This is a genomic window from Corynebacterium faecale (assembly GCF_030408735.1).
Lineage (GTDB): Bacteria > Actinomycetota > Actinomycetes > Mycobacteriales > Mycobacteriaceae > Corynebacterium > Corynebacterium faecale.
This window is the reverse complement of sequence record NZ_CP047204.1, coordinates 1,208,346-1,222,416: the sequence shown is the minus strand read 5'-3', so window position 1 is coordinate 1,222,416 and position 14,071 is coordinate 1,208,346. Positions and strand designations below refer to the sequence as shown.

The following is a 14,071-nucleotide window of genomic DNA, read 5'->3' as shown; positions in this document are numbered from 1 at the left end:
ATGGCACGCAACAGAACCCACACCGGGATGGTGCCGGAGGATCTGGTCAGACAGATCCCGATGCAGGATGATCAGAGAAGAATCGTCTTCATGATCTCGTCCTTGATGATGGACTATCCGGATGAGGATTTCGTCGACAAGCTCAACGTTGTGGAGGGGCAGCTCGACGAGCTGCCCCTGCCGGTGGCCGCGAACATCGTGGAATTCCTGGACGCCGCGCGCGTCAAGGGACTGCGCTGGCTGCAGGAACACTATGTGGAGACCTTCGACCAGCGCCGCCGGTGTTCACTCTTTCTCACCTACTACGCCGTGGGTGACACCCGCCAGCGGGGCACCGCGATCCTGGCTTTCCGGGACATGTTGCGATCGCTCGGGTTCGAATCCGAGCGTGATGAGCTGCCGGACCACCTGTGTGTGGTGCTGGAGGCCGCCGCACTGTCCGACCCCGGACGGTTCACGGACGCCACCGAGGTGCTCGCCGCCCACCGCGACGGCATCGAGGTGCTCCGCTCAGCGCTCGACAATCTGGATTCGCCCTACCGCTACCTGGTCGTTGCACTGTGTCAGGCGCTGCCTGCCATCGACCAGGAGACCGCCGATAGCTATATGGAACTGATCCGCAGTGGTCCCCCTGCAGAGATGGTCGGTATCGGCACGCCGCTCCCCTTCCCCACATCACAACCGTGACAGACCAAAGGATCGAAGAACAATGTCCAACTTTGAAATCTTCCTCTGGGTGGCATTCCCGTGGCTGTGCATCGCCGCCTTCATCATCGGTATCTCCTGGCGTTGGCGCACCGACCAGTTCGGCTGGACCACACACTCCTCCCAGATCTACGAATCAAAACTGCTGCGCCTGAGTTCCCCGCTGTTCCACTGGGGCATGGTGTTCGTGGTCATCGGCCACCTCATGGGCCTGGCCATTCCGAAGAGCTGGACCGCGGCGGTCGGTATCTCTGACGCCGCCTACCACCTGATCGCCACCATCCCCGGCACCATCGCCGGCGTCGCGGTGGTGCTGGGCCTGATCGGCCTGATCTTCCGTCGCGTGGTCAACCGTTCGGTATTCCTGTCCACCTCCCGCTCAGACAAGGTGATGTACCTGCTGCTGGGCGCCGCCATCCTCTCCGGTTTCATCGCCACCGTATCCACCCAGGTTTTCGGTGGCCCGCACGGTTATGACTACCGCGAGACCATCTCACCGTGGCTGCGTCAACTACTGATCTTCAACGCACAACCCGAACTGATGGCCGATGTGCCGTGGGAGTTCAAGGTCCACGTGGTCTCCGGCTTCGCCCTGATGGCTGTCTGGCCCTTCACCCGGCTGGTGCATGCGTTCTCCGCGCCGGTCGGCTACACCACCCGCCCCTACGTGGTCTACCGGACCCGCGACACCACCGCGCGCACCTCGCTGCGCCACACCGCATGGGAACCAGTCCGTTCCACCAAAAAGCAGGAGACCGACGAGGCACGCTGGCACGGCGCCTGAGCAGGCGCGTTTGCTTGACGACGACACAACCGGTGTACGCTGTTCCCTTTGAACCCTCATGGGACTTCACCGTGCTGAAACTCTTACCTCTCACTCATTCTCCCCTGTCGGGAAATTAGTGAGGGGTATTCAGTACTTATCATGGTAAAATGGATACATCCATTCCACATCATGTGGCCTGATGAAGAGGAAACCCTGTTGTGACCAGCCTCGAATGAGAGGCCCCGGGTAATTGAGAACACCGTTGTGAAAGTTGAGTAACGTGAATGAGAACCCCGCCCCACAGGCGGCCACCGAACTATTCGCCGAGTCCTACCGACTGAGCCCCAAACAACGCGAAGTGCTCAGCGTTCTCCAGGAATTCCCCGAGGGCGCACGCGCCATCGAGGTGGCCGACGTGCTGGAGATGCACGTTAATACAGCCCGTGGCCATCTGGAGGAACTGGTGGCGCAGGAGGCCGTGCGTGTTGTCACCGCACCGGCGAAGGGCCGGGGCAGGCCCTCCCTCATCTTCCAGACCCGTGTACCTGATAACCGTGCAGTAGCCCAGGAGTATGTCACGCTCATCGAATTGATGGCCTCCATGCTGGGCGATGAAACAATCAATGCCTTCCAGGATCCCGAGATGCGCGCCAAGGCCAAGGCTGTCGGTGCCCAGTGGGCCAGCATCATGGGAGCCAAGCCAGGCGGCATGGACGACCTGAACAAGGCACTTCTGCCCCTCTTGTCACGCCTGCGTGCGATGGGATTTGACCCCACCACCGAGACGGTACCCCGGGTCTCTGAGGCCACCGATGTGGTGGACACACCTGCTGTACCGGTGGCACACAACCCCGACGATGTGTCCATCCACCTCAACAGCTGCCCGTTCATCACGGGCGACAAGCGTCCATCGAGTTTCGTGTGTGCCGTCCACGAGGGATTCATCGAGGAAAGCCTGAACACCTCCGGCCGGGTCGGCCTGGAACTCAGGCCGTTCAGCGCTCCCGGAGTGTGCTCTGTAGATGTGAGAGCACTGTCCAGCTAATGCGCTGCAGCCTTATTCGTGGTTGACTTCAACCCGGACGGGCTGCGCCACATCGAGTTCAATGACCCGCAGCCCGGCATCACGGGCATCATCGAGGATCTTCTCCGCAACCGGTTCAGTGGAGAGCACCATCACGGTGGGGCCCGCACCGGACAGGTATGCGGCGTATCCACGGTTGCGCAGACGGTTGACCCATTCAGCGGTCACCGGAAGAACATCAGAGCGATAAGGCTGGTGGAGCCGGTCCCGACTTCCCTCCCACAGAAGATCAGGGCGCTGCTCAAGGGCGACGATCATGACCGCGACGCGGGAAACATTGAAACGCGCGTCGATGTGGGTGACATCCGACGGCAGTACCCGACGGACAGCCTCGGTGGAGGCGTGGAAATCAGGAACCAGAGCGGTGGCACGAATATCCTTGTGCACCGCCAATCCCACAGCCCGGTACTCCGGCTGACTCTTGCCATCCACCGGCAGGTTGGTCCAGGACACCACTGCACCGCCAAGGGCTGATGCAGCGGCGTTATCCGGATGGCCTTCGAAAGCAGAGGCCAACTGGACCACCTGATCATCGGTCAACGGAAAACCAGCAAGACCGTTGGCAGCCGCAACACCTGCGACAGCCGCGGCAGCTGAGGAACCCAGACCGCGGGACTGCGGGATGTTGTTGTGGCAGACCACGCGGAGCCCCGGGACCTCGGCATCAGCGGCTTTCAGCCCGGAGCGGATCGCCTTGACCACCAGGTGGGAACCGTCCAGCGGAACCTCTCCCTGGCCTTCGCCGAAGACCTCCACCTCGAGTCCGGACTGGATGATCTCCACCTCAACGGTGTCATACACCGACAGAGCCAGACCGAGGGTGTCAAAACCCGGACCCAGGTTCGCGGAGGAACCCGGAACCGTGACCGTGACTTTACGGCCGACATTCAATTCAATAGCCATGAGTTGAGTCCTAACCCCTCTCGAGACGGATGACGCTGTTGATGGACTTCACCACCGGGTTGTCCTTGAGCGCGTCCACAGTTGCCGCAAGGTCAGCCTCACGGGCCTGGTGGGTAACCACGATCAGACGTGCGCCCTCACCGGTCTCCTCCTGGCGGATGGTGCGCAGGGAAATGCCACGGTCAGCGAAGATCTGGGCCAGGTCAGCCAGGACTCCGACTCGGTCCACCACTTCCATGTCCACGTGATAACGGGTCGGGGTCTCGCCATAATCGGCGATGGGCAGGTTCGCGTAGGTGGAATCACCCGGAGCGCGGCCACCGTGGACCTTGTTGCGGGCGGCTCCCACAACATCACCAAGCACAGCAGATGCGGTAGGCGCGCCACCGGCACCATTGCCGTAGAACATCAGGCGACCAGCAGCCTCAGCTTCCACGAAGATGGCGTTGAAGGACTTGTTGACCGCTGCCAATGGGTGCTCGCGCGGGATCAGGGTGGGGTGCACGCCGACGGAGATAGCGGTCTCGCCCTTGCTGTCGGTGATCTTCTCACAGACGGCGAGGAGCTTGATGGTGTGACCGGCCTGCTTAGCTGCATCAATGTCAGCTGCGCTGATATTGGAGATGCCTTCACAGTAGACATCATCAGAGGTGACACGGGTGTGGAACGCCAGGGAGGCGAGGATAGCGGCCTTGGATGCGGCGTCATGGCCCTCGACATCGGCGGTCGGATCAGCCTCGGCGTATCCCAGGCGGGTGGCCTCGGCGAGTGACTCCTCATAACCTGCACCACTGGAATCCATCGCATCGAGGATGAAGTTGGTGGTGCCGTTGACAATGCCCATGACCGACTGGATCTGGTCACCGGCGAGGGAACGGCGCAGTGGGCCGACCACCGGAATGGCGGCGGCTACGGCAGCTTCGAAGTAGAGGTCGACGTTGGCCTCATCGGCGGCGTCAGCCAGCTCAGCGGAATGCGCTGCAACAAGCGCTTTATTCGCAGTAACGACGGACTTGCCTGCCTTAAGTGCAGCAAGCACGACCTTGCGTGGGTAATCAATGCCGCCGATAACCTCAACGACAATGTCAACATCATCGCGCTTGACCAGTGAGAAGGCATCATCGGTGAGGAGTTCATCAGGAACGCCCGGGCGCGGCTTGCTCTTATCGGAAACTGCTACACCACGCACTTCCAGGGGTCCCCCGATGCGGTGTTCGAGTTCATCAGCATATTCAGTCATCAGCCGCATAACCTCCGAGCCGACAGTGCCGTAACCGAGGAGGGCAATACCGACTGGTGAGCCGAGTCCCTTACCGGGGTTGAAGCTGGGGGCAGGTGCTGAGGTCATGATTCTCCCAAATAATCGTGGCGGTGCCTGGTTGTCCTACTTTCCCCGGTCAGCCTACATGGCGACCTGGACGGAAGAGGATACCAGCCCACTATAGACCAAGCTGTCCATTCTTATCGGGTTGTCACTACCCATTTCATTCGTGGACTTTTTCTCAGTGTCAGCGCCAGGCTCCCCTGGGCCCACATCCACTCCGGTGAAGCTATCTGCCTGCAATATTTCACTACAACCCCAAATTCATAACGAATGCACAAAAGGGGCATGTGCGTTCTCCCGGGCATTGCCAGGCAAGGCATTATATTAAAAATTGTATGCCAATGACATGAATGAGGGATGTGAGATGAAGCTTTTCAACGTACTTTTCAGTGCAGGACTGGTCTCCGTCGCCCTCTTTGTGGGACCCTCCCCCGCCGCGGCCGCAGAGGTGCAGGTGCTGAATGGTGACTGCGCCGTGAACATCACCGCTGCAGATTTTGCAGAACTCACTGAATTCTTCCAGCAACGAACGGACACCACAGAAACCCGCCTGGCCGCTGCACTGAAAGGGATGGACTACGACATTGCCCGCCTGGTGGATGCGTTCACTGCTCAATTCGAGGAGAACTTCTACAACCCGGCGGAACTCCCACCTGAAACAGCGGAAATCTACAACCGGTATAGCATGGCTGCAGCTAAATCTGGTTTTTCACAGATCGATGCCTATTACCTCATCTACCTCGCTGCGCTGGAACAGAGTTTCATCCACTGGACCGAGGCAGCCATGCCCCAGATGCTGGGTACCCATACCGGACCCCGGGAGGTGGCTGCAGAACAGGCGGCGGCACTACGGGGCGTTTTCGACTTCACCGCTCTTCACGATGCCATCATCCACGACGCTTCCCGTGAGATCATCATGCCGTTCCTGGATCTGGTCGATGGCACCCTGGAGGGATTCAGCCGACCATTCCAAGCATGCGCCAACGGTCAATCAGGCAACTTCCCCATCATCCCGTCGCACAATTCCGATACAACCCCGATTAGCAGTTCAGAGGAGTAGGGTTTCTCCTATAGCTGTAGCGTTTCTGGCTTTCTTCTTTTCCTCATATCATCCACATTTCCCGCAGAACGCCGGAAAGCAGCATCACTGGCCGATAACCCCCTCAAGACCCCTACATCGAAGGATCCGAGATGAAGATTCGCTCCCTAACCGCGGCACTGGCTACAGCTGCCCTCACCAGCACCACCCTCCTTCTTGCACCTACCGCGTCCGCCGCTACAGTGACAATCTCTGACCTGCGGTGCCGCATCACATTCACCCAGCAGGATTTCAATGATTTCCGGACCCACTTCTCCAATTATGACGACAGCGTGGCTACCCGCCTCCGCGCTGCGGTACCCGGTGTTGATGCAGATATCACCCTCGTATCCAAGGAGGTGGTGAATATCGCCCTCAATGGGGGCGACTACACCCCGGCGGGCCTGCAAGCCTGGTCCAGGTATCTTCTGGCCGGTAACGAATCCGGATTCACCCACAAAGAACTCATCGCCATGATGCTTCTCGACGGTTCTCCCGAGCTGGCCATCGGGCTGCTGCCGACATTTGAAACCACCCTCATCGATACCCATGTAGTCACCCGGAACGGTGCTGAGTACATGCGGGACGAACTCTCCTTCGACTTCGGTGTCGCGGAAGAGATCCTGGAGACTGGTGCCTACGACGGGGCCGCCCTATCCGAACGTGCCAGGAACGTCGTTGCCCCCACCACTCAGGTAATCGCGGATCTCGATGAAGCTCTTACTGAACCATTCCAAGCCTGCCTGGATGGGAAACAGGGCACCTTCCGCATCGGCGAGGACACCATCACCCCTCCAGGTAACGGTGACGGCGATGGCGGCGGTAACGGTGACGGTGATGGTGACGGTGATGGTGGCGGAGGTGGAAACGGAGGTGGAAACGGCAACGGTGGCGGCAACGACTCACCGGGCAGCGCTGGCTCCAGTTTCGGCAGCAGCTGAGGCATGACTGTTCCCTGCCTCTAACCCGCGAAGGGAAAGGCTTGGGCACACAACCTGCCAGGCCTTGTCCCTCCTCCTTCCAGGACCGGTCAGCCTATCGACGTATCACTGGGGCAGGGCCTGCTTTTCAACCCTTGACCAGCCTGTGGCACTTTCGGTAGGTATGCCGAATATCCGGGGACCTGCTGCTGACCCCAAAGAAGGGAACACGGTTCAAGGTCTCCGGCTGGTCATCTTTCTACAGATGCTGGCAACAGTCCGTCCTCGACAGCACGGTGATAGAAATCAACTCTGGCGAGAACCGGCCTGCCGGCTAATGCATACTTCACCCGGATCCGATCAATGTAGTCATGAACGGTGTTTAGTGACAGACCAGTCACCGTGGCCACACGCTTAGCCGGTTCCCCCGATGCATATAAAAGAAGAACCTGCTTCTGACGCGGGGATAACCGCACGCCCGCTATCGGAGTATCAACCCGTATCCCCACAGGTCCAGATGACACTGCACTCGTGAGTGCCCCCTCGAGATCCCTGGCGGAGGCATTTGGTTCGACAATCCCAGAGACCCGACTGCCGATCGGGTTGAGGTTGACATAGGGATCAGAGGTGATTCTAAAGAGCACCATCTTTAATCCGTTATCAAGAAGGTTACAGACCACGCCCTTGTGGTTCAGTCCTGTTTGGAGTCCGAGCAGCACAACATCGGTGGAGCCGGGATTATCCCGAATGTGACTCAGTGCTTCCGAGGGGGTATTGCAGGTACCGGTAGAGATACATGAAGAAGTCTGCAGCAACATCTGATCGAAACCGAGCCTTACAACCTCCCGCTCGTCTACTGTCAGCACCTTTACTTTCATAATGAAAACAATACGAGATTGCCGTCAATCTTTCATCACAAACGGAGAATCCCGAATTTCCCCCCGGGACATTCAGCCCGGAAATGGAGCCACTAGCTGTCTAGAAACTCTCATAGCACATTCAAATGGATTTCGACAGACACCATTATAACTGGCCCCATTTTTCCCGTCTTGTGACAAGAATCACATTAAGCGACCCTTAAAGAAGTAAATCGTCACTGAGATCTCCCCAACCAGCCACTGACATGCAATAGGAGAATCCATGCGTATTCGAAAACGCACTCTCGGGATTCTGGCAGCCCTGGGAATTGCCGCCAGCACCCTCATCGCCCCTCAAGTCAATGCCGCCACCCTCACCATCGAAGATAGAGTTTGCACACTCACTCCATCTGCCGCAGAAGGCGATCGCCTTGTCGCATACCATGTTGAATGGTCGAGAAATCTCCTCACCGAGCTGAAGAATGAAGTGCCCGCAGCCAGGTCCGATATTGATTACGTTGTGAACAATGCACTCCTCGCAGAGGATAACCCTGATATAGCTACCGCCCTAAACCGTATCATCACAGCCTCGCTCGATGAAGGCTTCTGGAATGTCAATAATGATCCCGAGGCAGTAGCTGTCATTTTTATGTCTATGGGACTCGAGGAACTTGCACCCCGTTTTCGAGATGCTCAAGTCTTCAACCGCGACACAATTCCCCTCAATCCGCAGGACCCCAGTAGTCCGATCGATGATCCAAGTATCCCCATCTCGCCCTCCCTTGAGCGCCTCTTCCAAAACGCCGTACCAAGTAACGCTGGGGCCATCACTGATTGGCAGATCGAGACCTACGCAGCCTGCAGAAATGGCGTTCCCGGTACCTATAACATCGGTGCGGGTGGCGGCGGCGGTGGTGGCGGTGGTGGCGGTGGCAACGGAGGCGGTGGTTCCTCCTTCGGCTCCAGCTAAACCCCTTCCACAGCAGCACGGACACCCCCCCCCCCGCAACCAGATGCTTCTCTTGCACCATCTGGGTACGGGGGATTCCTCATGGGGCCAGGCAGAAAAGGATGATCAGCAATTTTGATCTCACGATCCGGGGGTGAGCTTTGCACTATGTCTATATGCTGGCCTGCAAGATAGGTTCCGGTGCTCCACCCACACGGAGGTTTGTCCACATGTTCCGTTTTGCTCCCCTCGCCTCCTTCTGCATCGGGGCGATCACCCTGCTCAATGCCTGCGGTCTGGGTTCCGATGACCGTGCGGTCGGCAGCAGCACGGCAGGCAGTTCCACTGTCTCCAGTTCTGGCTCGTCTACATCAAATCGAATCCCCACCGAAGAAACTATCGAGGCAACTGATGTAGCTACTGACCTGGAGGCTCCCTGGTCAGTTACCTTCCACGATGGTGCCACTTTGATCAGCGAACGGGACACCGCCCGCATCCTGGAGGTCTCCGCCGACGGTGCCACCAGGGTGGTGTCCACCATCGAGGAGGCCCGGCCCCGGGGCGAGGGCGGATTGTTGGGTATCGCCATGCATGAAGACTTCCTCTACGCCTATTACACGGCAGCTGATGATAACCAGATTGCGCGTCTGCCCATCACCGGTGATCCCGGCGCGCTCACTCTCGGCCCTGCCGAGGTGATCTTTGCTTCCATCCCTAAAGCAGGTACCCACAATGGTGGGCGGATCGCTTTTGGTCCCGATGGGATGCTCTATGCAACCACAGGTGACGCCAACCAGCCGGACACCGCCCAGGATGACTCTTCCCTGGCAGGAAAGATTCTGCGTCTCACGCCGGAGGGGAACATCCCGGCAGATAATCCCTTCCCGGGCAGTCCTGTCTACAGCCTGGGGCACCGGAATCCGCAGGGGATCGCCTGGGATGACCAGGAAACGATGTACTCCTCTGAGTTTGGACAGAGCACCTGGGATGAACTTAATATCATTACCCCTGGTGGGAACTATGGATGGCCGACTGTGGAGGGCATCGCCAGCCGTGATGGCTTCATCGATCCGGTCCAGCAATGGCGCCCCTCAGAGGCCAGCCCCAGTGGAATTGCGGTGGCTGGGGATTCCATCTTCATCGCCAACCTGCGCGGCCAGTCACTGCGTGAAGTCCCCGTGTCATCTCCAGAAACGTCACGGGTATTTCTCCACGGCGAGTTTGGACGCCTGCGCGATGTGGTGACCGCACCTGATGGAACCCTGCGGATACTCACCAATAACACAGATGGCCGTGGCTCTCCCACCACTGGGGATGACCGCATGCTCCGCATTGACCCCACTACCATAGCGGCCACCATGTGACATCTGTCACTGCACGGTGGATTTTTGGGCAGGACAGCGAGCATCGAACTTAACGTGTCTTGATAGTCCCACCACTCGGCGCGTACATGGATATGGCCCCAGCATGGGTTCACGGTTTTATTATGGGAACACTCACGTCGCCGAAGGGCACGGTCATTCTCAGTGTCATCCTTCCCCATTATCAGGCCTTCTATGCCGGCCTGGCAGATCTCTACCGTTCCTGTGCGGAGGGGAAAACAGGATCCATCACCATGATCCAGTACGGGGGAACACAGGGTGATGGTGGCGGTGGAGGTTCCTCTTTCGGCAGCAGTTAGGTCGAAGTGGCGCCGGTGTGGATTCTGACCCGCCACGACTCCCCCGTGGTTTCCCTGCGGTGGAGGACGGTGGCTGCGGTGTCACGGCCCACAGGAAGTAGTCGCACCACCACCGTGTCTCCCTCCACAGCTCGGTCAAACACGCTGGTGAGTATGTCTTCCACCTCGGTGATGTGGGGATGGATGTCCCTCCCGCGATAGGTTGCGGGGCTGAGGGAGTAGTCGTCGAGAAGCTTGACGTTGACGCCGCGCAGGCGGGCGTCCCATGTGCCGGCGGTGATCGCCGGTCGGTCAAGCAGTGGTGAGCGGATGGAATCGCGGAGGCGCTGTTCAAGCAGATGCGCGGCCATGGACGATTGTTCCGGGGTGAGGGAAGTGTGAAACAGCATGGTGATCCGGGTGGATAACCAGTCACGGGCGGCATCGAGGAAACGCTGACGCGCCAGACCCACGGCGGCGGTGGCGGCGGTGGCGCGTCGTTCGCTGATGAGCAGGGGCAGTCCGTCGGAGATGCGTTTGACCATCCACGGCAGAATAGATGCGGGCAGCAGGACCAGGGAGTGGGTCCAGGAGTTTGAGGGGGCGATATAGTCCGTTTGAATCCCGGACCACACAAACAGTTGCGCGATCATCATGCACCCGATCCATGCGCCCCACCCGGCCAGCGGTCTGTTGCGCATGGCCAGGTAGGCACACAGCAATAGTGCCACCCATGGTGCCCAGAAGAAGGGCCAGGTCTGCTCGTCAGCACTATTTTCAGCAATCGCAAACCCATAGAATAACCAGATGAACACGCAGCTGGCCAGGGTGAACCGGTTTGACAGCCGTTCGTGGGGTTTCTGGACCAATAGTCCGAGTGTGACTGCCGCAAAGATCATGGACACCATCCACCAGAGCGGGCGGGGATGCTCATTGGACAAGGACAATCCGAGAAACATCAACCACACCACCACCGCTGGACCGGGTTGGAAGATATCGGAGAACCCCATCGATTCATACACCGATGGCAGGGTGTCCACATCAGGATCGACCTGTATCCCCTGCCCATGCTGGTCCCACAGCACGGTGATCACGCAGCCCTCCCCCGGCGCGCTCTGCACACTCCCCGACGCTCCGGGGGTCTGGTCCAGGCGGCCGAGAATACTCACCCGGATCCCCACGCGATCCTCGGGTAGGCCCTCGGGGTCGAAACCCGGCCCGTCGTCGGCAAGCACAGCGGTGAAACGCTCGGGGTGCAGGTCAAAGCGCAGCCGGGCGGTGGTCCCGGGTGCATGCTTTGCGACGTTCGCAGCGCCCTGCCTCAGGGCGTCCGCCAACGCGGCGACGGTGGTTGCCGGCAGACGCGCCCCCGCAGGAATCGTCCCGGGTGGGTCAACCCTCGTCGCAGGATACTCAGTGAGCACCGCTGCGCTGATCTGATTCACCGCGTCCCCGTAGGTCACACCTCCCAGGCTGTCCAGGGAGTCCTGACCTGAACGGCGGATATCGGCAAGGATGCGCTGGGGATCAGGGGGGATCGTGCCCCGCCAGATCGCAGACAACTGGGTGAGCACATGGTCATGGATGAAGGCCAGGAACCGGGTCTCCAACTCACCCAGTGCCTTCTGCCGGGCCAGCACCAAGGCATCCCGGTAGGTGCGGGAGGCAGCACGATCAATCGTGCGGGTGGTGCTCAGTCCTCTGGCCGCCATGATCACAAACGGCACCACGGGGGCCAGCGCGTGCAGGATCTCTATCAGCATCCGGAAACCCGGTGGTGTCCCGAGGTTGAATGCCGCTGCCACCGACACGGCCAGCAGCGCCACCACTATTGATGCCAGACCCGGCCAGGATGCTACGAACAGGGCTGCCGGGATCGCCGAGTAGTCCCCCAGCTTCAGCGCGTCCAAGGGTGAAGCACCCGATATCAGCAGATACATGGAATGGATACTGAGCAGGAGGAAATAGACCAACGCCCCGGCCGCCATCGCCGGTTGATAGAGTTTCTCCACCTTCCCCAACCCCGCAACCAACAGAACCACAGCGGCGATGAAGAGCACGCCCCATGAGAGAAGGACAACGGGAGTGGACTGGAGGTTGAAGGTCTGTGTCAGCAGCAGCGTCCACGATAATCCACCACCGATGGCGATGACCCTGAGCAGTGATGGCGTGGCGGTGCGCAATTCGTGAAACTGCTGTTGCACCTTCACCGGCAGGTCATCGGTGGGGGCCCTGAAACCGGGTGCGAAGAACTCACCGGGCAGGGAGTCACTTCTCAGTTGTGTGCGTGGCATAACTCAAGCACCGAGTGGGCCTGGCAGGTATCCGTCTTCCTGGGCGCGTTGAAACATCTGAACCTTGGTGGCGATCGGTCTGCCGGCCTGAGCGTATTTGTACCTGATCCGGTTGATGTAGTCCTGAACCGTTTCTGCTGATAATCCCAGCGTGGTGGCCACCCGTTTCGCGGATTCGCCCGAGGCGTACATCTCGAGGACCTCCTGCTGTCGTTTTGACAGCTCCACCTGTTTGATACCCGGATCCGAATCGATCACGCTGGCCCAGTCCGCATTGGCATAGGTATTCCCCTGACAGATGGATACGATCGCCTCGTTGAGTTCCAGGGCGCTCGCGGATTTTTCGATCACCCCGGCTGATCCGGCAAGCAGGGCGCGCCGCGTCAGATAGGGATCCTCCAGTGAGGAGAACACCAGCACCGGAATACCCAGGGCGTGGAAACACTGCACGTTGAGGAAAGGATCGGAGTTATCCGCCAGGCGCAAATCGAGCAGGACGATATCCACCCGGACATCAGGCCGTGCTGAAAGGAACCCGGAGCCTTCTTCCACCGTGGCGAAGGAACCCACCAATTCGCAGTCCCCGCTGGCACGGAGAATGGCATCAATGCCAGCCAGGGCGACCTCATGATCATCAATCGCAAGGACATTCCACGTCATGGATAAATCTTAGCTAGTTTGCAGCGTCCAGGTAGAGGAAACGAGCTGGTTGAGACGCACACCCCACCCGTCCGGGGCATCCCCAAGCCGGTGTCCCCACTTTTCGGGCCCAGTAAATGACGGCTGCCCACTAAGCGAACTACGGCATAGCGTCAGGGAGGTAACCCCGTCCACTTCAGTGAAAGTATGGAAATCCATGAAACTCCCCAAGATCCCCGTTGTCCTCGCAACCGCTGTGACCATCGCTGCAACCATGGTTGTTACACCGACAGCCTCTGCCATCCAGGTTCGCCCCAGTGGTGAAAACTGCACAATCACCATCACGGAACGTGAGCACAAGATCATTGAGCTGGCAATGGCCAATGCGGTGGAGAAAGATCTCCTTGCCCAGGCCCCCTCTTCCGCCAAGGCGATCAGAAACTACTTCTCCAGCGTGCGGGAAGCCATCAACAACCCCTCCAATACCATGATGGCCAGGGCCCAGCTCCGCTTGCTCGAGCTCATCGGCTCCGGTCTGACCCAGGAGCAACTGGGGATGGCCAACCTCGTGTCCTTTTATCAGGAAGACGGATACGGAAAGACCATCACCATGACCAGTGAGAATGCGGCCCAACAGATTGAGTATGGACTGGGCGGATACTGGCTTTATGCAGCAGCTCCCGAGACCTACCCCAACGCGGATTCGGTATTAACGAGTGTCAACGCAACCACCACCTCTGCTGTTCAGGCGTGTGCTGACGGTACGGATACCAATGTGGAGTTGGAGGTCCGGGCACAACTCGGTGGCGGTTCCGCCGGTTCCTCAGGATTCTCCCTCGGAAGTTCATAGTTATCTCCGGAGGAGAGAACAACGCCGCCCGCTCACCCTGTC

14 protein-coding genes are annotated in these 14,071 nt (G+C 59.2%); 9 read left to right on the top strand and 5 right to left on the bottom strand.

Annotated elements, in window-relative coordinates:
- The 3 genes from narJ (at position 1) to CFAEC_RS05620 (ending at position 2,516) form a co-directional block, all read left to right on the top strand.
- On the top strand, positions 1–687 hold the full coding sequence (gene narJ, locus CFAEC_RS05630) for a nitrate reductase molybdenum cofactor assembly chaperone (protein WP_290279549.1): 687 nt from the start codon (positions 1–3) through the stop codon (positions 685–687).
- A 22-nt stretch (positions 688–709) separates the two neighbouring features.
- Positions 710–1,489, top strand: a complete 780-nt coding sequence (gene narI, locus CFAEC_RS05625) for a respiratory nitrate reductase subunit gamma (RefSeq protein ID WP_290279548.1) — start codon at positions 710–712, stop codon at positions 1,487–1,489.
- 262 nt (positions 1,490–1,751) lie between these two features.
- Positions 1,752–2,516, top strand: a complete 765-nt coding sequence (locus CFAEC_RS05620) for a helix-turn-helix transcriptional regulator (RefSeq protein ID WP_435384262.1) — start codon at positions 1,752–1,754, stop codon at positions 2,514–2,516.
- Positions 2,517–2,528: 12 nt separating this feature from the next.
- Here the strand turns inward: CFAEC_RS05620 and thrB are convergent, their stop codons facing one another.
- Both thrB and CFAEC_RS05610 read right to left on the bottom strand, forming a co-directional pair.
- Positions 2,529–3,458 carry a homoserine kinase gene (gene thrB, locus CFAEC_RS05615; RefSeq protein ID WP_290279546.1) on the bottom strand — a complete coding sequence of 310 codons (930 nt, stop codon included), beginning with the start codon at positions 3,456–3,458 and terminating at the stop codon, positions 2,529–2,531.
- Between the two features lie 10 nt (positions 3,459–3,468).
- Positions 3,469–4,806, bottom strand: a complete 1,338-nt coding sequence (locus CFAEC_RS05610; RefSeq protein WP_290279545.1) for a homoserine dehydrogenase — start codon at positions 4,804–4,806, stop codon at positions 3,469–3,471.
- Positions 4,807–5,146: 340 nt separating this feature from the next.
- Here CFAEC_RS05610 and CFAEC_RS05605 point away from each other — a divergent pair, with 340 nt between their 5' ends.
- Both CFAEC_RS05605 and CFAEC_RS05600 read left to right on the top strand, forming a co-directional pair.
- Positions 5,147–5,842, top strand: a complete 696-nt coding sequence (locus CFAEC_RS05605) for a hypothetical protein (RefSeq protein WP_290279544.1) — start codon at positions 5,147–5,149, stop codon at positions 5,840–5,842.
- Positions 5,843–5,973: 131 nt separating this feature from the next.
- Positions 5,974–6,801, top strand: a complete 828-nt coding sequence (locus tag CFAEC_RS05600; RefSeq protein WP_290279543.1) for a hypothetical protein — start codon at positions 5,974–5,976, stop codon at positions 6,799–6,801.
- 230 nt (positions 6,802–7,031) lie between these two features.
- Here CFAEC_RS05600 and CFAEC_RS05595 read toward each other — a convergent pair whose 3' ends face one another.
- Positions 7,032–7,658: a DNA-binding response regulator gene (locus CFAEC_RS05595; protein WP_290279542.1), complete on the bottom strand. Its 627-nt coding sequence runs from the start codon at positions 7,656–7,658 to the stop codon at positions 7,032–7,034.
- Between the two features lie 262 nt (positions 7,659–7,920).
- On the opposite strand from CFAEC_RS05595, the gene CFAEC_RS05590 reads away from it, so the two are divergent.
- The 3 genes from CFAEC_RS05590 (at position 7,921) to CFAEC_RS05580 (ending at position 10,267) form a co-directional block, all read left to right on the top strand.
- Positions 7,921–8,607: a hypothetical protein gene (locus tag CFAEC_RS05590; protein WP_290279541.1), complete on the top strand. Its 687-nt coding sequence runs from the start codon at positions 7,921–7,923 to the stop codon at positions 8,605–8,607.
- A gap of 209 nt (positions 8,608–8,816) precedes the next feature.
- Positions 8,817–9,950, top strand: coding sequence for a PQQ-dependent sugar dehydrogenase (locus CFAEC_RS05585; RefSeq protein WP_290279540.1), 1,134 nt, complete (start codon positions 8,817–8,819; stop codon positions 9,948–9,950).
- Between the two features lie 122 nt (positions 9,951–10,072).
- On the top strand, positions 10,073–10,267 hold the full coding sequence (locus tag CFAEC_RS05580) for a hypothetical protein (protein WP_290279539.1): 195 nt from the start codon (positions 10,073–10,075) through the stop codon (positions 10,265–10,267).
- Here the strand turns inward: CFAEC_RS05580 and CFAEC_RS05575 are convergent.
- Together CFAEC_RS05575 and CFAEC_RS05570 are read right to left on the bottom strand one after the other, a co-directional pair.
- Positions 10,264–12,540 (bottom strand): sensor histidine kinase, encoded by a 2,277-nt coding sequence (locus tag CFAEC_RS05575; protein ID WP_290279538.1) that lies wholly within the window; start codon positions 12,538–12,540, stop codon positions 10,264–10,266. The genes CFAEC_RS05580 and CFAEC_RS05575 overlap by 4 nt on opposite strands.
- Positions 12,541–12,543: 3 nt before the next feature.
- A complete protein-coding gene (locus CFAEC_RS05570; RefSeq protein ID WP_290279537.1) occupies positions 12,544–13,200 on the bottom strand; it encodes a response regulator transcription factor in 657 nt (218 codons plus the stop codon).
- Between the two features lie 196 nt (positions 13,201–13,396).
- Here CFAEC_RS05570 and CFAEC_RS05565 point away from each other — a divergent pair, with 196 nt between their 5' ends.
- Positions 13,397–14,029 carry a hypothetical protein gene (locus CFAEC_RS05565; RefSeq protein WP_290279536.1) on the top strand — a complete coding sequence of 211 codons (633 nt, stop codon included), beginning with the start codon at positions 13,397–13,399 and terminating at the stop codon, positions 14,027–14,029.
- Positions 14,030–14,071: the final 42 nt, after the last annotated feature.

What these genes read in the sequence shown, in the direction of transcription:
- CFAEC_RS05580 (WP_290279539.1), top strand. Translation starts at nt 10,073, where the DNA reads ATGGGAACACTCACGTCGCCGAAGGGCACGGTCATTCTCAGTGTCATC.
- CFAEC_RS05595 (WP_290279542.1), bottom strand. Translation starts at nt 7,658, where the DNA reads ATGAAAGTAAAGGTGCTGACAGTAGACGAGCGGGAGGTTGTAAGGCTC.
- CFAEC_RS05585 (WP_290279540.1), top strand. Translation starts at nt 8,817, where the DNA reads ATGTTCCGTTTTGCTCCCCTCGCCTCCTTCTGCATCGGGGCGATCACC.
- CFAEC_RS05605 (WP_290279544.1), top strand. Translation starts at nt 5,147, where the DNA reads ATGAAGCTTTTCAACGTACTTTTCAGTGCAGGACTGGTCTCCGTCGCC.
- CFAEC_RS05610 (WP_290279545.1), bottom strand. Translation starts at nt 4,806, where the DNA reads ATGACCTCAGCACCTGCCCCCAGCTTCAACCCCGGTAAGGGACTCGGC.
- CFAEC_RS05600 (WP_290279543.1), top strand. Translation starts at nt 5,974, where the DNA reads ATGAAGATTCGCTCCCTAACCGCGGCACTGGCTACAGCTGCCCTCACC.
- CFAEC_RS05570 (WP_290279537.1), bottom strand. Translation starts at nt 13,200, where the DNA reads ATGACGTGGAATGTCCTTGCGATTGATGATCATGAGGTCGCCCTGGCT.
- narJ (WP_290279549.1), top strand. Translation starts at nt 1, where the DNA reads ATGGCACGCAACAGAACCCACACCGGGATGGTGCCGGAGGATCTGGTC.
- CFAEC_RS05565 (WP_290279536.1), top strand. Translation starts at nt 13,397, where the DNA reads ATGAAACTCCCCAAGATCCCCGTTGTCCTCGCAACCGCTGTGACCATC.
- thrB (WP_290279546.1), bottom strand. Translation starts at nt 3,458, where the DNA reads ATGGCTATTGAATTGAATGTCGGCCGTAAAGTCACGGTCACGGTTCCG.
- CFAEC_RS05590 (WP_290279541.1), top strand. Translation starts at nt 7,921, where the DNA reads ATGCGTATTCGAAAACGCACTCTCGGGATTCTGGCAGCCCTGGGAATT.
- narI (WP_290279548.1), top strand. Translation starts at nt 710, where the DNA reads ATGTCCAACTTTGAAATCTTCCTCTGGGTGGCATTCCCGTGGCTGTGC.
- CFAEC_RS05575 (WP_290279538.1), bottom strand. Translation starts at nt 12,540, where the DNA reads ATGCCACGCACACAACTGAGAAGTGACTCCCTGCCCGGTGAGTTCTTC.